General features: G+C 42.0%; 30 protein-coding genes. 26 read left to right on the top strand and 4 right to left on the bottom strand.

Annotation, left to right across the window (positions count from 1 at the left end; all coding sequences use genetic code 11):
• Positions 1 to 4: 4 nt before the first annotated feature.
• Complete coding sequence (locus ACQY73_RS31795; RefSeq protein WP_428658205.1) at positions 5 to 445, bottom strand: CBS domain-containing protein; 441 nt, start codon at positions 443 to 445, stop codon at positions 5 to 7.
• A 136-nt stretch (positions 446 to 581) separates the two neighbouring features.
• On the opposite strand from ACQY73_RS31795, the gene ACQY73_RS31790 reads away from it, so the two are divergent.
• From ACQY73_RS31790 to ACQY73_RS31675, 24 genes are all read left to right on the top strand, one after another.
• Entirely contained in the window at positions 582 to 2,000 is a 1,419-nt protein-coding gene (locus ACQY73_RS31790) for an ATP-dependent DNA helicase (protein WP_428658204.1), read from the top strand.
• Between the two features lie 120 nt (positions 2,001 to 2,120).
• Entirely contained in the window at positions 2,121 to 2,489 is a 369-nt protein-coding gene (locus tag ACQY73_RS31785) for a nuclear transport factor 2 family protein (protein ID WP_428658203.1), read from the top strand.
• A 147-nt stretch (positions 2,490 to 2,636) separates the two neighbouring features.
• On the top strand, positions 2,637 to 3,254 hold the full coding sequence (locus ACQY73_RS31780; protein ID WP_428658202.1) for a hypothetical protein: 618 nt from the start codon (positions 2,637 to 2,639) through the stop codon (positions 3,252 to 3,254).
• Positions 3,255 to 3,366: 112 nt separating this feature from the next.
• Positions 3,367 to 3,690, top strand: a complete 324-nt coding sequence (locus ACQY73_RS31775; protein WP_428658201.1) for an ArsR/SmtB family transcription factor — start codon at positions 3,367 to 3,369, stop codon at positions 3,688 to 3,690.
• Positions 3,691 to 3,730: 40 nt separating this feature from the next.
• Positions 3,731 to 4,213 (top strand): SRPBCC family protein, encoded by a 483-nt coding sequence (locus ACQY73_RS31770; protein ID WP_428658200.1) that lies wholly within the window; start codon positions 3,731 to 3,733, stop codon positions 4,211 to 4,213.
• 4 nt (positions 4,214 to 4,217) lie between these two features.
• Complete coding sequence (locus ACQY73_RS31765; RefSeq protein WP_428658199.1) at positions 4,218 to 4,622, top strand: DoxX family protein; 405 nt, start codon at positions 4,218 to 4,220, stop codon at positions 4,620 to 4,622.
• Positions 4,623 to 4,627: 5 nt separating this feature from the next.
• Entirely contained in the window at positions 4,628 to 5,194 is a 567-nt protein-coding gene (locus ACQY73_RS31760; protein ID WP_428658198.1) for a DUF4256 domain-containing protein, read from the top strand.
• Positions 5,195 to 5,249: 55 nt separating this feature from the next.
• Complete coding sequence (locus ACQY73_RS31755) at positions 5,250 to 5,828, top strand: YdeI/OmpD-associated family protein (protein ID WP_428658197.1); 579 nt, start codon at positions 5,250 to 5,252, stop codon at positions 5,826 to 5,828.
• A gap of 212 nt (positions 5,829 to 6,040) precedes the next feature.
• Positions 6,041 to 6,847, top strand: coding sequence for a helix-turn-helix domain-containing protein (locus ACQY73_RS31750; RefSeq protein ID WP_428658196.1), 807 nt, complete (start codon positions 6,041 to 6,043; stop codon positions 6,845 to 6,847).
• Between the two features lie 49 nt (positions 6,848 to 6,896).
• Positions 6,897 to 7,376 carry a hypothetical protein gene (locus tag ACQY73_RS31745; RefSeq protein ID WP_428658195.1) on the top strand — a complete coding sequence of 160 codons (480 nt, stop codon included), beginning with the start codon at positions 6,897 to 6,899 and terminating at the stop codon, positions 7,374 to 7,376.
• Positions 7,377 to 7,482: 106 nt separating this feature from the next.
• Positions 7,483 to 7,758, top strand: coding sequence for an N-acetyltransferase family protein (locus ACQY73_RS31740; protein WP_428658194.1), 276 nt, complete (start codon positions 7,483 to 7,485; stop codon positions 7,756 to 7,758).
• Between the two features lie 128 nt (positions 7,759 to 7,886).
• Positions 7,887 to 8,486 carry an HD domain-containing protein gene (locus ACQY73_RS31735; protein ID WP_428658193.1) on the top strand — a complete coding sequence of 200 codons (600 nt, stop codon included), beginning with the start codon at positions 7,887 to 7,889 and terminating at the stop codon, positions 8,484 to 8,486.
• A 14-nt stretch (positions 8,487 to 8,500) separates the two neighbouring features.
• On the top strand, positions 8,501 to 9,037 hold the full coding sequence (locus ACQY73_RS31730) for a GNAT family N-acetyltransferase (protein WP_428658192.1): 537 nt from the start codon (positions 8,501 to 8,503) through the stop codon (positions 9,035 to 9,037).
• 20 nt (positions 9,038 to 9,057) lie between these two features.
• Positions 9,058 to 9,813 (top strand): helix-turn-helix domain-containing protein, encoded by a 756-nt coding sequence (locus tag ACQY73_RS31725; RefSeq protein WP_428658191.1) that lies wholly within the window; start codon positions 9,058 to 9,060, stop codon positions 9,811 to 9,813.
• 32 nt (positions 9,814 to 9,845) lie between these two features.
• Positions 9,846 to 11,003, top strand: coding sequence for an FAD-dependent oxidoreductase (locus tag ACQY73_RS31720; RefSeq protein WP_428658190.1), 1,158 nt, complete (start codon positions 9,846 to 9,848; stop codon positions 11,001 to 11,003).
• Between the two features lie 108 nt (positions 11,004 to 11,111).
• Positions 11,112 to 11,927: an SDR family NAD(P)-dependent oxidoreductase gene (locus tag ACQY73_RS31715; protein ID WP_428658189.1), complete on the top strand. Its 816-nt coding sequence runs from the start codon at positions 11,112 to 11,114 to the stop codon at positions 11,925 to 11,927.
• A gap of 72 nt (positions 11,928 to 11,999) precedes the next feature.
• Entirely contained in the window at positions 12,000 to 12,902 is a 903-nt protein-coding gene (locus ACQY73_RS31710; RefSeq protein WP_428658188.1) for a helix-turn-helix domain-containing protein, read from the top strand.
• Positions 12,903 to 13,162: 260 nt separating this feature from the next.
• Positions 13,163 to 13,672, top strand: a complete 510-nt coding sequence (locus tag ACQY73_RS31705; protein WP_428658187.1) for an RNA polymerase sigma factor — start codon at positions 13,163 to 13,165, stop codon at positions 13,670 to 13,672.
• 4 nt (positions 13,673 to 13,676) lie between these two features.
• A complete protein-coding gene (locus ACQY73_RS31700; RefSeq protein WP_428658186.1) occupies positions 13,677 to 14,339 on the top strand; it encodes a hypothetical protein in 663 nt (220 codons plus the stop codon).
• A gap of 151 nt (positions 14,340 to 14,490) precedes the next feature.
• Positions 14,491 to 14,973, top strand: coding sequence for a DinB family protein (locus ACQY73_RS31695; RefSeq protein ID WP_428658185.1), 483 nt, complete (start codon positions 14,491 to 14,493; stop codon positions 14,971 to 14,973).
• Positions 14,974 to 14,986: 13 nt separating this feature from the next.
• Positions 14,987 to 16,102 (top strand): M23 family metallopeptidase, encoded by a 1,116-nt coding sequence (locus tag ACQY73_RS31690; protein ID WP_428658184.1) that lies wholly within the window; start codon positions 14,987 to 14,989, stop codon positions 16,100 to 16,102.
• A gap of 78 nt (positions 16,103 to 16,180) precedes the next feature.
• Positions 16,181 to 16,399, top strand: a complete 219-nt coding sequence (locus ACQY73_RS31685; RefSeq protein ID WP_428658183.1) for a DUF4287 domain-containing protein — start codon at positions 16,181 to 16,183, stop codon at positions 16,397 to 16,399.
• Entirely contained in the window at positions 16,399 to 17,094 is a 696-nt protein-coding gene (locus ACQY73_RS31680; RefSeq protein WP_428658182.1) for a VOC family protein, read from the top strand. Before ACQY73_RS31685 ends, ACQY73_RS31680 begins: the two co-directional genes overlap by 1 nt.
• The gene (locus tag ACQY73_RS31675; RefSeq protein WP_428658181.1) at positions 17,091 to 17,378 is read left to right on the top strand and encodes a hypothetical protein; all 288 of its coding nucleotides are present in this window, start codon (positions 17,091 to 17,093) and stop codon (positions 17,376 to 17,378) included. The genes ACQY73_RS31680 and ACQY73_RS31675 overlap by 4 nt, the downstream gene beginning before the upstream one ends.
• Before the next feature lie 192 nt (positions 17,379 to 17,570).
• Here ACQY73_RS31675 and ACQY73_RS31670 read toward each other — a convergent pair whose 3' ends face one another.
• Positions 17,571 to 17,885, bottom strand: coding sequence for a hypothetical protein (locus ACQY73_RS31670; RefSeq protein ID WP_428658180.1), 315 nt, complete (start codon positions 17,883 to 17,885; stop codon positions 17,571 to 17,573).
• A 226-nt stretch (positions 17,886 to 18,111) separates the two neighbouring features.
• On the opposite strand from ACQY73_RS31670, the gene ACQY73_RS31665 reads away from it, so the two are divergent.
• Complete coding sequence (locus tag ACQY73_RS31665) at positions 18,112 to 18,471, top strand: hypothetical protein (RefSeq protein ID WP_428658179.1); 360 nt, start codon at positions 18,112 to 18,114, stop codon at positions 18,469 to 18,471.
• 9 nt (positions 18,472 to 18,480) lie between these two features.
• The gene (locus tag ACQY73_RS31660) at positions 18,481 to 18,696 is read left to right on the top strand and encodes a helix-turn-helix transcriptional regulator (RefSeq protein ID WP_428658178.1); all 216 of its coding nucleotides are present in this window, start codon (positions 18,481 to 18,483) and stop codon (positions 18,694 to 18,696) included.
• Between the two features lie 292 nt (positions 18,697 to 18,988).
• On the opposite strand, the gene ACQY73_RS31655 is transcribed toward ACQY73_RS31660, so the two are convergent.
• Together ACQY73_RS31655 and ACQY73_RS31650 are read right to left on the bottom strand one after the other, a co-directional pair.
• Positions 18,989 to 19,744 (bottom strand): ThuA domain-containing protein, encoded by a 756-nt coding sequence (locus ACQY73_RS31655; protein WP_428658177.1) that lies wholly within the window; start codon positions 19,742 to 19,744, stop codon positions 18,989 to 18,991.
• 29 nt (positions 19,745 to 19,773) lie between these two features.
• A complete protein-coding gene (locus tag ACQY73_RS31650) occupies positions 19,774 to 20,505 on the bottom strand; it encodes a DUF4886 domain-containing protein (protein ID WP_428658176.1) in 732 nt (243 codons plus the stop codon).
• Positions 20,506 to 20,517 lie beyond the last annotated feature (12 nt).

Below are 20,517 nucleotides of genomic sequence, written 5' to 3'. Positions count from 1 at the left end.
GTGATTATGCGTAAGGATTGCCCGAAATGTAGCTTTCCAGCGATTCGATCCGTGCTTTTTGGTCTTTGATGATACTGGTTACCACGTCATTGATGGAGATAATTCCGATCAGTTCGCCCTCATCGACCACGGGCAAGTGGCGAATGTGCTTCTCTGACATGATGACCATGGCTTCCTCCAGTTTTTGTTCGGAAGTAACGGTAATGAGCTTCGCGGTCATTACTTCTTTGATGAGCGTTTGGTTGGACGCACGTCCTTGCAGAATCCCTTTGCGGGCATAATCACGTTCGGAAAAAATCCCTGCCAATTGTCCATTTTCCAGGACCAACACCGCTCCGATGTTCTTTTCCGCCATTTGTTTCAGGGCTTCCAGCACCGTGGTTTCAGGCGTGACTGAAAAGATAGCATTGCGGGTCTTATCGCGTAATACGTTCTTAATTTTCATGTTTCAGTAGTTAATTATTGAGAGTTAGGTGAAAAAGGTGATGAAAATACAATTTAATCCTAAAAAAGGGAAACTTTATCAAAGGAATAATTTTTTGGGGTTGCGAAATTTGCGTTCCTGCCGTAGTTTTGGATACATGAAAGAGACACAGCCCCCTACCGCATCGGAGTTATTGCAGAAAAGTTTTCCGCACGAGCCCACCGCAGGTCAGCAGCATTTTTTTATAAAAATAGCCGAATTTCTGGAAGATGATAATCTGCGCGACTGTTTTTTGTTAAAAGGCTATGCCGGAACGGGCAAAACCACTCTGATCAGTACCGTTATTAAGGTGGTAGGTAAGTTTGGCTTCAAAACCGTGCTGCTCGCACCTACGGGCCGGGCTGCCAAGGTGATGAGCAATTATTCCAAAAAGAAGTCATTTACTATTCACAAAAAAATATACCGTCAGGTAGCCGATGCTTATACGGGTTCGCTGCATTTTGAACGACAATCCAACAAACACCGCGATACGCTTTTTATCGTAGATGAAGCCTCCATGATCTCAGACGAAGCCGAATTCGGCTCTCGCGGTTTACTATACGATTTGATCGAATACGTTTTTGAGGGCATTGGCAACAAACTCCTCATCGTGGGCGATGTAGCGCAATTGCCTCCCATCAACAAAGAACTCAGCCCTGCGCTTGACAAAGGTATTTTGGAAAGCACATATTATATGAGTGTTTACGAACAGGAATTGACCGAAGTAACGCGTCAGGGGCAAAACTCAGGTATTCTCCAAAATGCCACGCGCCTGCGCGACGCCCTGCCCCTCGAAAAACTTTCGATTCAACTCCGCACACGCGGCCTGCGCGATTTTTATAAAATGCCCGGCGACCGCCTCGAAGACGGCCTCCGCTACGCCTACGAAAAGCACGGGCGCGAAAACGTCACCATTATTACGCGCTCCAACCGCGAAGCTGTGCAGCTCAATCAATTTGTACGCCGCCAGATCAACGGCTCAGAAGAGGAAATTGAAGCGGGTGATCTGTTGATGATCGTTCGCAATAACTATACAGTACTGGACGAAGAATCGCCGGCGGGATTTTTGGCCAACGGCGATTTTGTGGAAGTAAAGCGCATTCGAAAAGAAGAAGAAATTCACGGGTTTCGCTTCGCCACTGTTGAACTCCAACTACTTGATTATGAAGAGCAACCGCCCTTTGAGGCCAAGATCTTTTTGGACACGTTGCACTCCCCTGCTCCATCGTTGAGTCAGGATGAAAATAAACGCCTGTACGAGGCGGTGTTGCAGGATTACATCTATCTGAAATCCAAAAAAGCCCGCAATGAGGCCATCCGACAGGATGTATACCTGAATGCCCTCCAAGTTAAATTTGCCTACGCCCTTACCTGCCACAAATCACAGGGCGGACAATGGAAATCCGTATTTGTCAATCAAGGTTATTTGCCCGAAGAGCAGGTCAATCGGGAGTTTGTGCGGTGGCTGTACACCGCCATGACCCGCGCCACCGATGAGGTTTTTATGATGAACTTTCATGCGCAGTTTTTTGAGTGAGAAATCCTTTATCAGATACTATTTTCCAAAACTTCCTTAGAAATGAACATTTTGTTTTTTATATAACTCAACGAAGAGTATTTATCCGCTTGATCATAAAACATTGCTATTAACAATTCTATGGCAAATACAGCACAACTTTTAGAAGACAGCTTACTGGTCATTTGGAACGACCGAAATGCTGACAGACGTTTGGAAGCGATGAAAACACTATATACCCCGGACATTCATTTTTATGAAAGTAACACGGGAGAAGCCATCATTGGATACCAAGCAATAAATGAACTTATCTCAAAATTACAGGCAGAATGGCCGATTGAATTTCAATTTGAATTGAATAAGCCGTCACAGGTAAATCATCAGGTACAGATCATTTCCTGGAACCTTGGCCCCCATGGCATTCCGCCGGTTGCAACAGGTATGGATGTAGCTGTTATTGAAAATGATTTGATCAAATCATTATATTTATTTTTAGACACTGCTGAATGAGGTAATTAAAAATGCAGACAAAAGCATTGTTGCCAACAACATTGTGTGTTATCTTGCCGAGCAACAATTGTATCACGCCGGACGAAGCATTTCGTCCGGCGCTTTTTGTATCTTTAAATCGGTGTAAAAAATCTTAAAAAACAGCGGATGCTTAAAAAATATACAGTGCTCGCGGGTATTCTTACTTCTCTGTTCCTGATGCTGGTCGCAACGATGGTTTACCCGGGCGGCTCACTGTCAGATAAAAATTCCGTTGGCTTCGACTGGTCGAAAAATTTTATAAGCAATCTGTTCGCCGCAAAGGCGGTGAACGGTTCCGACAATCCATCCGTCCTTTGGGCAGATGCCGGAATGATTTTTCTTTCAGTGAGTTTTGCCCTGTTCTTCATTGAATTTTCAAAGAAAATACCGGTGAAGAGTGCCGCCAACGTCATCAAATATTTGGGAGTTGCAGGCATGGTGTGTACTTTTTTAATAGTGACTCCTTTGCATGACCTGATGGTCACCATAGCAAGCACCCTGTTTCTTGTAAGCATATTTTACATTACCGTTTTTGTATTAAAGTCAAGGCTGCACGTGTTCAAATTCCTGTGCATTATCTGCCTTCTTATTTTTTACTTCACCCTATATCTATACGGTTCAGGCAGTTATGATTTCCTGCCGATCATGCAAAAAGTTACCTTTTTCACTACCATCATTTTAATCGTTGCATTGGAATATTTTACCAAAAAAGAAGATTTTCAGCCCATCAAAGCGGGAAAATAAACTAATCTCTCCCCTTTCTTTAGCAAACCTGTTTTCGTCAATTTACAGGAAAGTCAAAAAAATTTGCGTAGTCAAATAACTACACATATATTTGTAGTCAAATGACTACACAATGAACCTGAGAAGAGACGTTTTTCAAGCAATAGCAGATCCGACACGAAGGGCTATACTTCTGTTGGTAGCCTCACAATCAATGACCGCCGGAGCAATTGCGGCAAACTTTGACACGGCAAGACCGACGGTTTCAAAACACCTGCAAATACTTACCGAGTGTGAATTGCTCGCACAAAATCAGACCGGCAGGGAGATTTACTATCACATCAACGCAAAAAAAATGAAAGAAGTAGCCGATTTTATCGAGCCTTTCCGCCAAATGTGGGATGACCGATTTAATAAATTGGAATCCATTATGAAAAACTACAAATCGGAAAAATAGCCCTTCGGCCGCTGTACTCAGGGCGAAAAAATAAGATAGAATGGAACGAAAAACAAAGATCAATGCCGAAGACGGCAAACAGGAATTACTGATCACCCGGGAATTTGATCTACCGGTGGAATTACTTTTCAAGGCCTATGTAGAGCCCGAAATTGTTGAGCAATGGATGGGGACAAAAGTGCTGAAACTCGAAAGTAAAAAGCACGGCAGTTGGCAATTTGAAACATCGGATGCGAAAGGGAATGTGGTATTTCAGTCAAGTGGAGTGATCCATGAATTTGTTCCGAACCGGAAAATAACCCGGACGTTTGAAATGGAAAATCCCTCCGCTTCGGCGTTCCGATTTGCTGCCCAACTTGAGTTTCTGGAATTTGAAAAGCTTACTGATGACACCAGCAAACTCACCATGCAGATCGTATACAAATCGGTCGCACTCAGAGACCAAATGCTGCAATTACCTTTTGCTCAAGGCATTAATATGGCACATAATCGATTGCAGGACGTCGTAAATAAATTAAAATAACATAATGACAAAGAGAAATAAGATCATCTATTGGATTGCTACCGGCTGGCTTTCATTAGGAATGGTATCGACCGGAATAGTGCAGCTGTTAAAAGTGAAAGAAGAAGCAGATATGATGACTCATTTGGGTTACCCTCTTTATTTTCTCACTATACTGGGAATTTGGAAAATGTTGGGCGTGGCAGCAGTGCTTATTCCTAAATTTTCTTTACTGAAGGAATGGGCTTACGCCGGCTTTTTCTTCGCGATGTCGGGTGCGGTGTTTTCCCACTTAGTGGTTGGAGATGATGCCAAAGCGCTTTTTGGCCCCTTATTATTACTGACCTTGACAGTGATATCGTGGTATTTCAGGCCTGCGGACAGAAAAGCCGTTTCCGTTAATCAACAGTTAGTCAACAGCTTAATTTAAACACTATGAACAGCACTAAAAAGGAGTTATCATCGCAACAACGCGAAGAACTACTAAGCGTATTGAAAGCGCGCTTTGAGAAAAACAAAAACCGCCATAAAGAACTGGAATGGGCCAACGTACAGGCAAAGTTGGAAACAAATCCTGAAAAACTATGGTCGCTCGATGACATGGAAATCACCGGGGGTGAACCGGATGTGGTGGGTTACGATAAAAATACAGGCGAATATATTTTTTACGATTGCTCCGCAGAAAGTCCTAAAGGCCGCAGAAGTGTTTGTTACGACCACGAAGCACTGGAATCACGAAAAGAGCATAAGCCCGAAAACAGCGCTATTGGTATGGCGGCTGATATGGGCATTGAGCTATTGACCGAAGAACAATACCGGGAGTTACAGCAGTTGGGAAATTTCGATCTGAAAACCTCAAGCTGGGTAAAAACCCCCTCTGATATCAGAAAGCGTGGCGGTGCGCTCTTCTGTGACCGTCGCTATGACACTGTCTTTTTGTACCACAATGGCGCAGAATCATATTATGCTGCCAGAGGTTTCCGTGGCTCGCTAAGGGTTTAAATTTTAACCCCTTAGCAAAATTGAATCTGAAAGGAATTACCTGAAAAAAGAACCTATGAACCCTACCGTTGATTTTTATTTTAACAAATCCGAAAAGTGGCAGGAAGAACTGGAGCAATTGAGAATGATCGTTCTTGACTGTGGGCTGACCGAAGAATTGAAGTGGGGTGTTCCCTGTTACACGTTTCAGACAAGCAACGTCGTTTTGATACATGTATTCAAAGAGTACTGTGCGCTTTTGTTTTTTAAAGGTGCCCTGTTACATGATTCCAACGGTATTCTGGTCCAACAAACCGAGAATGTGCAGGCAGGGCGCCAGATCCGATTCACCAATGCGCGGGAAATTGTGGAGATGAAGCCCATTTTGAAAGCCTATATTTACGAAGCCATCGAAGTAGAAAGGGCGGGTTTGAAAGTAGAATTAAAAAAGACGACTGAATTCACAATTCCTGAAGAATTTCAAAAGAAATTAGATGAAACCCCTGCTTTGAAAACCGCATTTGAAGCATTGACGCCCGGGCGTCAAAGAGCCTATATACTGCACTTTTCTCAACCCAAACAATCCAAAACCCGGGAAGCAAGGATTGACAAATATATACCGCAAATCCTTCATGGAAAGGGATTAAATGATTAAAAGAAGGGGTTTATAACGGTGCTATGTCGGGAAGCCCATGCTACCAAAAGTACTTGGCATAGTATTATTAACCATAAGCTGTTTTACGTTAAATAAATTAGGGGGGCGTGTGTATCAAATTTTCGAATTACGATACTAACTGATTTTCAATTTGTTGTATTTTTGATGCTGCAACTGTACAGTATGGCTAGTACACCAATGACGGAAAAGCGTTGAACAACAACTATTACATACCAAAAGAATCAATTGTCAGGAATGTGATCCATTCTATTTGGCAGGTTGACCATTTTACGTCTTTTGGTACCGAGTATATTCTCCCGAAAGGCATCGTAGAGATCATTTTCAATTTCAGTGACTGTCCTCCAATAAATGCTCAGTTAAACGGCAACAAGTATTCCCTTCCGAATTGTTTTATTAACGGTTATAATACAAATCCAATCCAACTCCAGCTTCCTCAAAAACAGATTTTCTTTGGTGTACTGTTTCAGCCAATGGCCATAAAAAAGGTTTTTGGAAGCCCCGCTTATGAGTTTTCAGATAAAACCGTTGATCTAACACTTCTTGATCCGATGTTTCGGTCACTTTGGCACCAACTTGCCGAACAGGATAGTTTTGAGGCAAGAGTATCGCTTTTTCTCGACCGATTTAAACAAAACTTCATTGAATGGCAACCACAGGAAAAAGTGATCAATCATTTTTTATACGCCATTGACCGGCATGATGTATCCGTAAAAAAACTTGCAGACACGGTATGCTATTCTCCCCGGCATTTATCAAGGAAGATCTTTGAAGCTACAGGAATGAATACCGAAGAAATTTTACTGTACAAAAAATACCTTCATGCAGTCCACCTGATTCATCATACAGACCTGCCCCTTACCTCAATTGCTTACCAAAGTCAATTTGCCGACCAATCGCATTTCATCAAATCGTTTAAGGCTTTTACGAAAATGACACCGGGAGAATACCGCCGGAATAAAAGTTACGTAAAGGGACATCTGTATAAAGATGTCCGTTAAATACAATTCTGCCGGCTTACCCACCGCTAGTTTTGCAGAAAAAAAAGCTATGAAAACAATCATTTTATTTGCATCGATCACCGTTGCCGGTGGGTTATTACTCGTAAATACGTACACGTCATTGGTTGACGCGAGATCATGGGGAAGCAACTTTCCCAACTCCATTGCTACCGCAAGAGACTATTTTAAAACAGTAAACCCGGGGGATTTTTTCAGGATATTCTCACCGGTAAATCAAGTACTGGGGCTTTTGGCACTGATTTTCTTTTGGAAAACGTCACCTTCCATCCGACTGTATTTAGGAATAACTCTCTTCATGTACCTTTCGGCAGAGGCTTTAACGTTCATGTATTTTTATCCCCGAAATGCGATCATGTTTAAGACAGCGCAGCTTACCGACATTGACTTGCTTAGAAAAACATGGTCAGAATGGAGTTCTATGAATTGGATAAGGACTTTCCTTCTTCTGGTGGGATTAATTTTTTCTTTTTTGGCATTACACAAATTTTATTCCCCTGCTTTAAAATAGCAAAAATCTCTTCCCCTGTTTCTTTCACCACGGCCTGTGTCTCCACAGGCCGTGGTGAAAGAAACTACGCTATTTCGGCTGTTCTGTTACTCCTTTTGAAGTATTATTGCAGTATAATAATCGACTTTGGGTTGTTGAAGACCTTGTCGGTCAAATTGTGGGTTGGGTAAGCTTTCAATCTTTTTATGGCAGACCCGCCTATGACGCAACTGTTGAAATAGGTATATACCTGAACCCGGAACAACGAGGAAAAGGGTTGGGCAAAGTAATTTTACAGTACTGCATTGAAAATGCGACAAAATTCAACATAAAAACATTACTCGGTTTTATTTTTGCACATAACGAACCCCAACCTAAACCTTTTCAGGCACTTTGGTTTTGAAGATTGGGCAACCCTTCCAAACGTCGCCATGCTTGACGGACAGGAAAGAGGATTAAAAATACTGGGTAAACGAATTGCATAAAACAACCACTCCACGGCACTGACAAGCCAACAATCCATCTATAAAAATGCAGACCGACGATCTACTAAAACAGGTAAATTTCATCAAGGAGATTGATAAACTTAAATACATTCAGCGCAAAACGAAATTATTCAACAGCGACCGACCCGAAAACGACGCAGAACACAGTTGGCATTTAGCGATGATGACAATCGTATTGGCAGAACATTCGGATACTCCTATTGACGTTCTTAAAGTCCTGAAAATGGTGTTGATCCATGACATTGTTGAAATTGATGCCGGCGATACCTTTATTTATGATGCTTTGAAAAACCATACCAATACAGATGAAGAACTCATGGCCGCAAAACGCATCTTCGGGCTTTTGCCGGCAGAACAGGCTGAGGAGTTTATTGCGGTTTGGGAAGAGTTTGAGGAAGGCGTGACCAATGAAGCAAAATTTGCAAGAGCAATGGATCGATTTGAGCCTCTTTTGCAAAATACGTCTAATAACGGCGGCACTTGGAAGGAATTTAACGTAGATTACCAAAAAGTGTATGACAAGAAAAAGGCCATCAAAAATGGCTCTGCCTCTATTTGGCAATATGCCGAAAACCTGATCAACGAAAGCGTAGAAAAAGGAATTCTTGCAAAAAAAGCAGAATGAGCGAAAAACAGCCAATGAAAATTTTTATAGAAACCGAGAGGCTTATTCTAAGGGAAATTATACCTGCTGACGAAGCAGGTTTTTTTGAATTGGACAGCAATCCGAACGTGCATACCTATTTGGGAAACAATCCTGTAAAAACGATTGAACAGGTCCGGGAAGCCATTCAATACATACGACAGCAGTACATTGACCATGGAATCGGGCGTTGGGCGATCATTGACAAAGTAACCAATGATTTCATTGGCTGGACAGGACTGAAACTTGTCAAAGAAACCCGAAACAATCATACCGATTACTACGATCTGGGTTATCGACTTATTGAAAGATATTGGGACAAAGGAATTGCCACAGAAACCGCAAAAGCGACGTTAACATATGCTTTTGAGGTTCTGAATTTGACGGAAGTATACGGCATTTGCGACGTTGCGAACAAAGGCTCCAAAAATGTATTGGAAAAAACAGGTTTAAAATTTATCGAAACCTTCGACCTTGACGGCGTTGAACATAATTGGTTTAAAATCACCAAAGAAGAGTGGCTGAATACATAAAACTAAGCGCAGACAAGTCTATGTTACAGACCTTTGACTATGAAATATATAAACCGGACCCTTCTCTTTCCGATTTTGTGGAGAGTTTCTGGATGCTTGCCAATCATTCAGACACCGACAAAGAAATTGTGATTTTACCCGACGGGCGCATTGATCTTTTCTTCTCTTACTCAGCCGCAGAGTCTTTTCATATAGTCCTTTTAGGATTGGAAAGCACACCGACTCAGACTTCTTTCCCGCCGGGAACGGTCATTTTTGCAATAAGTCTTAAGTTGCTTGCTATTGAGTACCTGCTTGATAGAGATATTTCCGATCTAGTGAATGAAGGGCAGCTTTTACCCTCCGGATTTTGGGGGATAACGCTCGAAGACCTGAATGATTTCGACCATTTTTGCCGTAAAGCTTCCGACAAGATAAGAACACTTATCAAACAGAACGTAGACGACAGAAAACAAAAACTCTTTCAGCTCATTTACTCATCCAATGGTGCTTTGACGGTTCAGGAACTGTCGGAAAGAGTGCATTGGAGCAGTCGACAAATAAATCGTTATTTCAATCAGCAGTTTGGTCTGCCCTTAAAAGCTTATTGTACTATTTTACGGTTCAGGGCTTCTTTTCAGCACATTAAAGAGGGCAAATTGTTCCCGGAACTGAATTTTACCGATCAGGCGCATTTCATCAAAGAAATAAAGCGGCTTTCGGGCGTTGTGCCAAAAGAGTTATCTAAGAACAAAAACGACCGATTTATACAATTTTCAACCTTGCCGAAGAAGTAGTTTTGCCCCATTAATAAACTACATTTTCAGCTATGTTAATTCAAAACAAAAAAATTGCCATCATCGGCGGCGGCCCGGGCGGCCTGACACTCGCAAGACTCCTGCAACATAAAGGAGCCGAAGTAAAAGTATACGAAAGAGACGTAAACAGAGACGTACGAGTACAGGGAGCAACCCTCGATCTCCACGAAGAATCAGGCCTTGAAGCACTCAGACAGGCAGGATTGATGGACGCTTTTAAAGCAAATTATCGACCCGGTGCCGATAAAATCCGCATCACCGATCAAAAAGCAGCCATCGTTTACGATCAACATGAAGAAGAAAGTGCCCAAGATTTTGGGGGTGAACATTTTCGACCTGAGATCGACCGAGGGCCATTGCGAAATATCCTACTGGATTCTCTCAAGCCCGACACCGTTGTCTGGGACAGCCATATCTCATCGCTTGAGCGCATTGGTGATTCTTGGAAACTTTACTTCAATAACGGCTCATCGGCAATGGCTGATATTGTCATTGGAGCAGACGGTGCCAACTCAAAAATTCGTCCTTTCGTTACGCCCATCAAAGCCTTTTATTCAGGCATTACCGTAGTAGAAGGTACGGTGTATGATTCAGAAAAAAATGCGCCCATCATTCACGAACTGCTCAAAGGCGGAAAAATCTTCGCGATGGGCGACGAAAAAACATTGATCGTCAGCTCAAAAGGCGATGGCAGCTTGGCTTTTTACACCGGTTGCAAGACCGATGAATTTTGGGTCCGAGAAAGCGGAATTGATTTCAAAGACAGATCAAGCGTATTGGCTTGGTTCAACCGAGAGTTTTCAGATTGGAGCAATGTTTGGCAGGAATTGTTTGAAAATGATCAAACGTATTTTATTCCACGACCGCAATATTGTATGCCGTTGGATCAAACATGGGAAGCTCAGCCTAACATCACACTTTTGGGCGATGCGGCCCATTTGATGCCTCCCTACGCCGGCGAAGGCGTAAATATGGCCATGCTGGATGCATTGGAGTTGAGCGAATGCCTAACAAACGACGCATTTCCTGATTTGAAATCCGCAATAGGCCATTACGAAGCACAAATGCGAAAAAGAGCTTCGGAAACGGCCGAAACGACGTTGGAACAGACCGAATCACTGCACTCAACGAATGCCATTCAAAACTTACTTGAGTTGTTTGCGCAATAATTGAATCAACGGAAGGTACGTTAAAATGTATCACATCTTCCCACTTTTGTATAACTCCCGGGCGGTGCCTGTGCTCTACTTTTGCATCATTATTAACAACAACAAATAATGAAAAAGACAATCTTAATTACAGGCGCTTCTCGCGGGTTCGGGAAAATTTGGGCAGAAGCATTTCTTAAACGCGGCGATAACGTCATTGCTACCGCACGCACTATTGACACCCTGAAGGATTTGGTAAACGAATACGGTAACGCCGTTCTTCCGCTTCAATTGGACGTAACAAACAGAGAGCAATGTTTTGCGGTGGTAAACAAAGCCCACGAACATTTCGGAAAACTGGATGTTGTGATCAACAATGCAGGCTATGGGTTGTTTGGCACCATCGAAGAAACCAGCGAACAGGAAGCTCGCGACCAGATCGAAACCAACGTTTTCGGAACTTTATGGGTCACTCAAGCTGTAATACCCATCATGAGGAATCAGGGAAAAGGTCATATCATTCAGGTATCAAGCCTTTTGGGAGTGGTGGCTTTGCCGGTATTGGGACTTTACAATGCCTCAAAATGGGCCGTTGAAGCGATCAGTGAGTCGATGGCACCCGAAATAAAAAGTTTCGGAATTGCTACTACGATCATAGAACCTAACGGATTTTCGACCGATTGGGGCGGCGTTTCGGCGATTCACAGCAAATCCATTCCTTTATACGATGATGTTAAATCGGCTTTATTTTCACAATTTACCGAAGACACCATTGGCAAACCGGAGGCAACAACCGACGCCATTCTGAAGGTAGTGGATGCCGAGAACCCACCGCTTCGACTGTTTCTCGGGAAAGTAGGTTTCCCAACGGTAAGCCAAGTATATGCCGACCGTTTGGCCAATTGGGAAGCATGGAAGGACGTGGCAGAAGCCGCTCACGGATAAACAAATTAACTGTCAGGCAAAAATCTACGTTTCAAAAACGTAGATTTTTGCCGTTTTCTAACTTTCAAAGGTATGAAACATTTCAAAAGCCTAAGCGATTTACACCAAACAAACGGGTATCCGCCACCGGAAAACCCTTTGCTCAGTTTGCTGACCTGCACCGAATTAAAAGCCTGTTCCATAGGCCATTCCAAATTTACGAGCGACTTTTACATGATCGCTCTCAAGAAAATAAAGTCGGGCACATTTTTATATGGCAAAACCAAATACGATCACGACAACGGTTCCATGTCGTTTATAAAACCCCGTCAGATCATTGAATTCAGCAATTTGGAATTGACGGAAAAAGGGTTCATTATTTTCATTCATGAGGATTTTTTCATTAAACACAATCTTCATTCGGAAATTAAGAACTACGGTTATTTTGACTACGAAGTCAATGAAGCCCTGCACTTGTCGGCCAAAGAAGAAGAGATCATTTGGGAACTCTACCACAAGATCGGGCTGGAATATCATAATAATCAGGATGAATTCAGTAAAGATATTATGATCACCCACATTGATTCCATTTTGAAATATTCCCAACGATTTTATAAACGCCAATTTTTAAACCGAACCGTGTTTTCAGGAACCATCATTTCAAAATTTACGGATACGTTGAAAGCTTATTTTGAAAACGGAAAACTGCAAAAAGACGGCCTGCCGACGGTAAAATACATGGCCTCCCAACTAACTGTATCGGCACGGTACCTAAGCGATCTACTCAAACAGGAAACCGGCAAAACGGCTTTAGAGCACATTCATATCTTTCTGATAGATGAGGCTAAAAATCTGTTGATGAGCACCGATAATACCATTGCCGAAACAGCCTATCAACTTGGTTTTGAGAATCCTCCTTATTTTTCGCGACTGTTTAAAAAAGAAGTGGGCCTAACGCCCAACGAATACAAAGACCGATTCCTGAATTTGAATTAAAGGCACTCTTGTGCAATAGTTGAAAACTAAATAATAGAGTCGCATGTCAATGCAATCTCTGCGTTGGCATGAAAAAATGTTTTAAGAAAATGTGATTTTCGAAACCCTCGTGCGAATAATTAGGAAAAGAAGGTTTTACTTTTACTAATTATTCAAATGGGACACACAAACACACATTCAACAATTCTTGCTTTGGGAGTCACAAAAGGCTTCCATAACTTCTTCGACGGTAAAGATGAACGCATATTTACTGTCCTCTCATGAATCGGGAAGATAATTCAGAGGCTTTTCTTTCGGTGCTTGAAACGCACAAAGGCATTCTCTACAAAATTGCCAATTCCTACTGCAAAGACAGCGAAGACCGGAAAGACCTTATTCAGGAAATAAGTATTCGATTGTGGAATTCCTTTGAGCGCTACAACGATCAATACCACTACTCCACCTGGATATATCGGATCGCCCTGAATACGGCTATTTCATTTTACCGAAAAGAAAATCGCCGGAAAGACATCGCGCACCCGATCACCGATGGTATCCTCAATTTTGCCGAAGCCGACACCGTCAGCGATACTGAGAAAAACCTCAGCCTTTTACAGCAATTCATCGCGGCGCTTAAAGAACTGGATAAAGCGTTGATGCTGCTCTATCTTGAAGAAAAAAGTTATGGTGAAATAGCCGAGATCATGGGAATGACCGAAACCAACGTCGCCACCAAAATCGGCAGAATCAAAACAAGTTTAAAACAAAAATTCACAACCTTAAAAACATAACACAATGGAAGACATTGAAATGATAAACCTTTGGAAATCATACGATAAGAAATTGGAAGAAAGCTTGAATCTGAACCGAAAAAATGCCGAAGATATTACTAAAATGAAAGTCAGTTCGCTTTTGGGTTCTATGAAACCGTTGAAAATCTTTACCCTTCTGACAGGCATACTTTGGGTTGGTTTTGGCAGTGTGATCATTGCCAATTTATTCCTGTTTGCCTTTGATAAAGTCAGTTTGTTTTTTCTGATCTCAGCGGCGATGCAATTGGTATTGACTGCCATCGCCATTGGTATTTATATTTATCAATTAGTTCTGATTCACCAAGTTGACATCAACAAACCTGTTGTAACAACACAGCACACATTAGCCGGTTTGAAATCATCAACGCTGTGGGTGGCACGTATTCTTTTTCTTCAGCTACCCTTATGGACCACTTTTTATTTATCGGAAAGTATGTTCAAAAATGGCAACATTTTGTTTTATTTCATTCAGGGCGGCGTTACGCTTTCATTTATTTTTCTTGCATTTTGGCTTTATTTCAACATAAAAATGGAGAACAAACATAAAAAATGGTTTCGCCTGCTGTTTGAGGGAAAAGAATGGAACCCGGTAATGAAGGCAATGGATCTTTTGAGTCAGGCAGAAGAATATAAAACGGCGTTATAATCACCGTCAAATGAACAATTATTGCCAAAAACAAGGGCTGGTGCTGTTCTGCGTCAGCCCCTAATTTTGTATATTTGTAATAATGGTAAAGTCGGGGTATTTCATTTTCACATCTTGGAAATACCCAATTATTTTAAACAAAATCGTGCTTTTGAAACTATACAGACAGGGAGCCGTTGGGGCATTGCTTGACATTTACGAACAGGCCATTGAGGATTTCATCAACCTCATTGAAGAGATTCCCGATGAAGCATTGCCACTTATCATTGACCCCGATACAACAGACGAAAATTGTAGCTCCATTCAATCTATCTTAACGCACGTAGTTCATGCGGGTTATGGTTATGCCACTAATGTGTATCATCAAAAAGGCTATGCACTTGAACGCCTTGACAAAACAGATCATTTGAGCATAACGGAATATGTCGAAGATCTAACAAAGGTTTTCGCGTACACTGAAACCATCTTGAAAGAACTCAATGACAGCGAACTGGCTCAATATAACGAAGCATTAAAGATCAAAACAGGTTGGGGAAAATTGTATGATATTGAGCAAATGATGGAACACGCCATCGTCCACATTCTGAGGCACAAACGCCAAATTGAAAAGATCAAACGTACCAAATTGACGTAAAAATCTCCAATTGATGATCAATCGACTGTTTTTTGTCTTCACTTTTCTGCTTGGTCTTGACCAAACTTTCAACCTGTGCGCTCAACAATCGGTAGAGATGCGCCTCAATCATGCGCCGGACGTTGTGATGATTTCCGGGAAACCGACCGTTTATTATGAACTTCACCTCACCAACACCTCCCGCGATACCATTGCCTTACTAAAGCTGGATGTACTAACTACCGCTGACTCTGCTGTGTTGATCTCTATACGCAAAGATGATCTGAAGAAAAGATACAGCAGTTTTGGAATCCCGCAGAAAATTCGGGAAATGGTACTTTCCCCCGGCAGCTCAGGTGTAGTTTATATAGAGTTTACTTTGTCAAATGATAAAGCAGCACAAATAGCGCATCGTATTGATTTTGAGGCGATTCATAAGAACACATTTTCCATTCAGGGAGCATTTACGGATTTGTCAAAAAAGCCGCCTTTGGTTTTGGGGCCGCCTTTGGGCGACGGAATTTGGGCTGCCATTTATGAACCCTCTTGGGAAAGAGGCCACCGCAGGGTATTCTATACGGTAGATAAAAAAGCCCGCATTCCCGGACGTTTTGCGATTGATTTCATCAAGTTGGATGCGCAGGGACGGTATGCCGCCGGCGACAACGACAGTATAAAAAATTGGTATGGCTACGGCGTGGATGTTGTGGCAGTAGCAGATGGGGTAATAGCTTCAGTCAGAGATGATTTCCCGGAAAGCCCAACAGTTTCCGAGCATCCCAAATACCCCGCTGACAAAGCCACCGGAAATTACATTTCCATTGAGATCGCGCCGAATCGCTTTGCATTTTACGAACATCTTAAACCCGGAAGCTGTAGAGTAAAGCCCGGGCAGCGTGTCAGGAAAGGCGATGTCATTGCGTCGGTTGGTTTTACCGGCCAAACCACCGGCCCTCATCTTCACTTCCACGTTGCTGATGCCAACTCACCGTTAGGGGCAGAAGGCATTCCTTTTGCTTTTGAGCAATTTACGCTCTTGGGTGCCTATGCTGACCTTGAAAATTTTGGGAAAGCTGCTTGGATACCTGTAACACAATCAACCATTATTAAAGAACGGCCTGTGCCGAATTCGGTTATCAATTTTCAATAGTAATGCATTGAACCATATAAGGCAGATAAGTACATATACGTTTTTTCAGTTATTTTTAATAACAAAACCGCAATAACTATGTCATTCCAAGCTTACATTGATAACATCAAAACCAAGACCGGTAAAACAGTTGAAGATTTTAAGGCACTTGCCGAACAAAAAGGGTTTCTGAAAAACGGCGAACTTACGCCGACAACAAAAGCCGGCGACGTTGTGAAATGGCTTAAAGAAGATTTTGATCCGGGCCACGGTCACTCAATGGCCATTTATGCTAATTTTAAGGGAAAAGAGCAGTAATGATCATCAAAGAACTAACTTTATTGACCGACGATCTCATAGAGACCGAACGTTTCTACACAGAAGTGTTGGGGTTAACAATGGTTGATAAAACGGAATCCGGCGTATCTTTTTCGGCGGGAGCTACCCTCTTGCGTTTTGAAAAATCAACCGGCCAAAAACCACGGTACCACTTTGCCTTTAATATTCCGACCAATACCGTTGATGATGCGTTTAGACAGATGAGTGCTAAGCTTGAGCTTCTTCCCATCTCGGATATTTCAAAAATCGCCGATTTTGTCAACTGGAATGCAAAATCCTTTTATTTTTACGATAACAATTCCAATATTCTCGAATTCATCGGTCGGTTTGACCTCGGGAAGCAAGAAACCTCTTCGTTTACAGCGGCATCTGTGTTATGCGTGAGTGAGATCGGGCTGCCCGTTAAAAACGTAAAAAAAGAATGCGAAGCGTTAATTTCCCGGTACGGTTTTGCGTATTTTGCCAAACAACCTCCGAGTGATACGTTCAGCGTAATTGGTGAAGACACAGGTTTGTTAATTGTCGTACCTATCGGGCGAAATTGGTACCCAACCAATGATATGGCCTCTGAGGCTCATTATGTAAGACTAATTATCATGCATTCAGGAAAAGAAATGACACTTTCCTACCATGAATCAACTATACCGAAAACAACTGAAAAACAACCCAAATGATACCGGTAATTCACGAATTAACTTCCCCTTTTTCAATCCGTATTGAATCAGCAAATCAAAGACTTCGCTTGGTTGTGCTGAAAGACGACTGCGAATTTGTATGTCGCAAAGAAAGCCTGAAAAATCTGAAGGGTTTTCTATCCGGAGATACTGACAGTCTTTTCAAAGGAAGACTTCAGTTGCATAGATCCGCTGACGAGATTCTCGTAGAAGCAAAAAAAGAAGTTATCGGCAAAATCAATACAGAATACTTTCAACGTCTGTTGTTGGTAAATCCGGAATGATCGTTCAAGACTCAAATTAGTAGAAGAAACAGCGACTTTGCCCCTCTAAAAGATGTACAAAATAATCTTTTCATAACGTTGAGCAAGTGAAAATCAACTTAGGTGAAGTTGATAACCGCCGCTAATTTAAGCATAACATTGTTCGTTAACAAAAAATATACTAAAAAAGCTATCAAATGGTAGCTTATAGTCTTAATGTAGTTGTTTAACCGGAGAAAGTACTGCCTGCAAACTATCTTTTCCTAATTTCCCGGAGAGAGAAACAGTGTTCTGTTTACCCATCAAAGAAAGTTTTACCAACAGTGTATCTTTTTTGTTTGAAGGGTATCGCCGGAGTGCTTTCATTGTTCCGCCCTTATCTAATTCATAACTTCCTATCATTCTTGTTTCTTGGGTGTTAAATTCGAGTACGATATCGTTGCCTTGGTCAAAATAAATAATAGTTAACAGACGGCAGCGTATTGCCCCCATGAGGCGCGGAAAACGTAATGCTCCTAAGTAAGCCATAATAATTAGTATGCATTATTTTGTTTGACCCCATCCGGGGTCAGATGTTTGTAGAAATCAGCTATTATCTACAAACATGTGACCCCGGATGGGGTCAAACAACCCGCCAATAATTTAAACTAATTTTGAATAGGTACTTATTTTGAATAATTAAACGCATCAAAAGACAAGTTAACTTGTCTTTTAAATAAATAAACTTTACATTTAGGGGCTAAATACATTTAACATGTTCACCTCAATCCTTACCTCGCATTTTATAAAATACCTCGGTATTTTCCTTACAATCATAGGTACACCTATCTTATTTCTTGACAGGTCTCATGGTTCCGAACTACCGCTTTTGTTAGGCTTATTTTTTATTTTTATATCCCGGGAAAAAGTGGAAGATGAACGATCATATACTATTCGGGTCAGTTCACTGACAATTGCTTTTTTAGTAGGCTATGTCATTGAGCAGCTAACTTCTTATTTTTTTGACAAAGGTTTTATCAGTTGGCATCTTACTGAAATTAAACATTTCATCATTATCGTTTTTGGCTTGGCGATCATTCTATTTTATGCACGATTGTACGCTGATAAAGAGTAAGGCTAATCTATGAAAAATACATTAAAGGTAGAACGAGCCAAAAATAACCTGACTCAAGCTGAATTGGCAGAAAAGGTAAACGTGTCCAGACAAACCATCAATTCCATTGAAATTAATAAGTTTGTCCCCTCTACACTGTTAGCCTTAAAAATAGCTTTTGTATTTAATACTACTTTAGACAGTATTTTCAGTCTGGAAGAAAAAGATTGGGAACAGAAATTTTAAACCGATTCTTCATTAACAATCACAAGGAACGAGTGTCGGATCGGACGGAAATTGTACTTCCATCAATCTCCGTCGGTTAAGGGTTATCGAATCTTCTACTGCCGCTTTTTCTTTATGCATAGACTTGCCTTTATTTTCAATTCTTGATCAACTACTTAGGAACGCGTTTATATAATTGGGTTGGACCAGTGTGGAAACGGGTCAGACTATGATCAGACCGCACGTTGTTACGATTCGCCGCACAGTGATACATTTTCAGTTTATCATTTCTCGGTTCCTTCACCCCTTCTTATCAGAACTTATAAATCACCGCATTGGCAATAATTCTGGTATAGATCGGATTGGCAAAATCCGTTGAGGAGTGCCCGGGTTGGCTGTAAAAGACCCATCCTTTTTCTACCGGCATACACCACGCCGAGCGGTCCTGCATCCATACTTTTCCTGTGGCATCTTTCATTTTAAAACCGAGCAAGATCGTCCGTGATTTTTGCAGGTCATGGTTTAGAAATGCTTCCGTGTTTGGCAAAACAAAACCGGGCAGGTTCTTTTCCTCGCTTTGCCCCTCACGGGTATACGCAATGGAGGCATCATAAGTGATTTTATTTGAGGTAATAAAATGATCGGGAGCCAGATTGACCACTTCCATAGTTATATCTCCCACATATTTGTACCCCCCTTCGCTCACATCTTTTTTTGATAAATCTATTCCCAGAAAAGGAAACCATTCGGCATTTTTTCGCTTGGCCGAACTGATGGAGTGGTGCAAAACAAGGAGTTTCCCGCCATTTTTTGCATATTGAATAAACGCTTTTTCAGACCCGGAATCAATATCTTTATGAATGTAGACAATGACTGCGCGATACCCGGTCAATGAATTCGGTAAATCATTCTGAAAAACGACTCTTGTACTGATTCCCTCCTGCGCTTTCAGAGCTTGGGTAAGTACCTGCATGGCCGGAATCTCGTCAGCAACGATCAGCACATCCTGCGCAATTGCCTCTGCCGTTACAACAAAACACCACAAAAGTATCGTAATTAATTGTCTCATAGTGTTTTAAAGTTTACGATTTGACAAACTTACTTTATCATGGTTTCATCAGCCATGCGTTGTAACGTTTCTGCCTGTGCTTCCGAAAGTCCTGCGCGGGGTTGACCGTCTTTGCGTAATTGGCGAGGCAATTCCAAGGCACTTTTTCCCGTGAGGGTCTGATACATAACGCAACCGGCCAAGTAGCTTCCGAGTAAATTGGGGTGCCTTCCGTCAGAGACGTACAGATCCATTCCAACCAAAACGGCTTGTTTCCAAGCTTCGCCAACGGGTGCTACCAAGCTGCCCGTTTCTTTGGCAATAGCGCGATACGCTTCCGCCAATTTAGGCTGTTCTTCGGGGGTTGCTTTGGCGGCCCATGTCATGTAGAACAGCGGCTTGGCTTTGGTCGTTTTAATTTCGTCCGAGAATACTTTGGCGTATTTAAAAAAGGCCTCACGATCCATAAACGGCCGAGTACTTTGCTCCTGAAGCACCACATAATCCCACGGCTGTTTATGGATCGCCTCTTTGGCTTTACCGTCCAACCAATGTTTTTCCAGCGTAGCACCGCCAACTGTTACGGATTCGTACTGCACTTTCATTCCCTTTCCGGTCAGAAGTTGGGCCAGCAATTCGGGCAGGTCGTTGCCATAGGTGTAGCTATTACCAATGAAGAGAATCTTCAGTTCAGGGGGTAAAGGCTGAGAACGGGTTGCCGTTGCAATAAAAACAAAATAAAGTAGGCCAATATAAAAGACACTTTTCTTTGCGGAGTTCATGGGAATCATGCA

The sequence above is a fragment of the Runella sp. genome (assembly GCF_965279615.1).
Taxonomy (GTDB): Bacteria; Bacteroidota; Bacteroidia; order Cytophagales; family Spirosomataceae; genus Runella.
This window is presented reverse-complemented; position numbering and strand designations above follow the sequence as displayed.

Bases quoted from the DNA above. Each gene is read 5' to 3' on its own strand.
- ACQY73_RS31795 (WP_428658205.1), bottom strand. From the start codon at position 445: ATGAAAATTAAGAACGTATTACGCGATAAGACCCGCAATGCTATCTTT.
- ACQY73_RS31790 (WP_428658204.1), top strand. From the start codon at position 582: ATGAAAGAGACACAGCCCCCTACCGCATCGGAGTTATTGCAGAAAAGT.
- ACQY73_RS31785 (WP_428658203.1), top strand. From the start codon at position 2,121: ATGGCAAATACAGCACAACTTTTAGAAGACAGCTTACTGGTCATTTGG.
- ACQY73_RS31780 (WP_428658202.1), top strand. From the start codon at position 2,637: ATGCTTAAAAAATATACAGTGCTCGCGGGTATTCTTACTTCTCTGTTC.
- ACQY73_RS31775 (WP_428658201.1), top strand. From the start codon at position 3,367: ATGAACCTGAGAAGAGACGTTTTTCAAGCAATAGCAGATCCGACACGA.
- ACQY73_RS31770 (WP_428658200.1), top strand. From the start codon at position 3,731: ATGGAACGAAAAACAAAGATCAATGCCGAAGACGGCAAACAGGAATTA.
- ACQY73_RS31765 (WP_428658199.1), top strand. From the start codon at position 4,218: ATGACAAAGAGAAATAAGATCATCTATTGGATTGCTACCGGCTGGCTT.
- ACQY73_RS31760 (WP_428658198.1), top strand. From the start codon at position 4,628: ATGAACAGCACTAAAAAGGAGTTATCATCGCAACAACGCGAAGAACTA.
- ACQY73_RS31755 (WP_428658197.1), top strand. From the start codon at position 5,250: ATGAACCCTACCGTTGATTTTTATTTTAACAAATCCGAAAAGTGGCAG.
- ACQY73_RS31745 (WP_428658195.1), top strand. From the start codon at position 6,897: ATGAAAACAATCATTTTATTTGCATCGATCACCGTTGCCGGTGGGTTA.
- ACQY73_RS31735 (WP_428658193.1), top strand. From the start codon at position 7,887: ATGCAGACCGACGATCTACTAAAACAGGTAAATTTCATCAAGGAGATT.
- ACQY73_RS31730 (WP_428658192.1), top strand. From the start codon at position 8,501: ATGAAAATTTTTATAGAAACCGAGAGGCTTATTCTAAGGGAAATTATA.
- ACQY73_RS31725 (WP_428658191.1), top strand. From the start codon at position 9,058: ATGTTACAGACCTTTGACTATGAAATATATAAACCGGACCCTTCTCTT.
- ACQY73_RS31720 (WP_428658190.1), top strand. From the start codon at position 9,846: ATGTTAATTCAAAACAAAAAAATTGCCATCATCGGCGGCGGCCCGGGC.
- ACQY73_RS31715 (WP_428658189.1), top strand. From the start codon at position 11,112: ATGAAAAAGACAATCTTAATTACAGGCGCTTCTCGCGGGTTCGGGAAA.
- ACQY73_RS31710 (WP_428658188.1), top strand. From the start codon at position 12,000: ATGAAACATTTCAAAAGCCTAAGCGATTTACACCAAACAAACGGGTAT.
- ACQY73_RS31705 (WP_428658187.1), top strand. From the start codon at position 13,163: ATGAATCGGGAAGATAATTCAGAGGCTTTTCTTTCGGTGCTTGAAACG.
- ACQY73_RS31700 (WP_428658186.1), top strand. From the start codon at position 13,677: ATGGAAGACATTGAAATGATAAACCTTTGGAAATCATACGATAAGAAA.
- ACQY73_RS31690 (WP_428658184.1), top strand. From the start codon at position 14,987: ATGATCAATCGACTGTTTTTTGTCTTCACTTTTCTGCTTGGTCTTGAC.
- ACQY73_RS31685 (WP_428658183.1), top strand. From the start codon at position 16,181: ATGTCATTCCAAGCTTACATTGATAACATCAAAACCAAGACCGGTAAA.
- ACQY73_RS31680 (WP_428658182.1), top strand. From the start codon at position 16,399: ATGATCATCAAAGAACTAACTTTATTGACCGACGATCTCATAGAGACC.
- ACQY73_RS31675 (WP_428658181.1), top strand. From the start codon at position 17,091: ATGATACCGGTAATTCACGAATTAACTTCCCCTTTTTCAATCCGTATT.
- ACQY73_RS31670 (WP_428658180.1), bottom strand. From the start codon at position 17,885: ATGGCTTACTTAGGAGCATTACGTTTTCCGCGCCTCATGGGGGCAATA.
- ACQY73_RS31665 (WP_428658179.1), top strand. From the start codon at position 18,112: ATGTTCACCTCAATCCTTACCTCGCATTTTATAAAATACCTCGGTATT.
- ACQY73_RS31660 (WP_428658178.1), top strand. From the start codon at position 18,481: ATGAAAAATACATTAAAGGTAGAACGAGCCAAAAATAACCTGACTCAA.
- ACQY73_RS31655 (WP_428658177.1), bottom strand. From the start codon at position 19,744: ATGAGACAATTAATTACGATACTTTTGTGGTGTTTTGTTGTAACGGCA.
- ACQY73_RS31650 (WP_428658176.1), bottom strand. From the start codon at position 20,505: ATGAACTCCGCAAAGAAAAGTGTCTTTTATATTGGCCTACTTTATTTT.